The following is a 582-nucleotide window of genomic DNA, read 5'->3' as shown; positions in this document are numbered from 1 at the left end:
CGCGCCATCTCGCCTATGTGATCTACACCTCGGGATCCACCGGAACGCCCAAGGGTGTCATGGTCGAGCATCGGGGATTGACAAATTATCTGTGCTGGGCCTGTCATGCCTACGATTCCAGATCATCCTCCGTGGTCTCCTCTCCTCTGGCCTTTGATGCAACAGTTACCAGCCTGTTTGCACCTTTGATCTGTGGTGGCCATGCAGATCTTATGATGGAGGGACAAGAGGTCGAGGGGTTAAAAGCAAAGATCAGCGCGGAATGCGGAACAATCAAGATCACCCCGAGCCATCTGGATGCTCTTGGGCAACAGATGCTGGCGGACCCCGCTGCCAGCCAAGTTGAATCATTTATTATCGGCGGTGAAGCGCTGTCGCATTCAACAGTTGAGTTGTGGCGCAAGATCCAGCCCACGGCCCGAATGGTGAATGAATATGGCCCAACCGAAACAGTTGTCGGTTGTATCTTTTATGACGTTCCGACAGAAATGGCTGTATCTGCGAACATCCCGATCGGCCGCCCGATCGCGAACACGCGGATCTATCTGCTGGATGGTGATGGCGCGCCTGTTCCGTTTGGGG

General features: G+C 54.6%; 1 protein-coding gene. It reads left to right on the top strand.

Features of this window, described 5'->3' with window-relative positions; all coding sequences use genetic code 11:
- Window positions 1-582, top strand: a 582-nt coding sequence (locus KJQ96_RS38635) for an AMP-binding protein (protein WP_213291178.1), incomplete at both ends; no start/stop codon positions are given.

Source organism: Bradyrhizobium sp. sGM-13, assembly GCF_018398875.1.
Lineage (GTDB): Bacteria > Pseudomonadota > Alphaproteobacteria > Rhizobiales > Xanthobacteraceae > Bradyrhizobium.
Note: the sequence above shows the minus strand (reverse complement) of the source record. Positions and strands in the feature narration are given on the sequence as shown.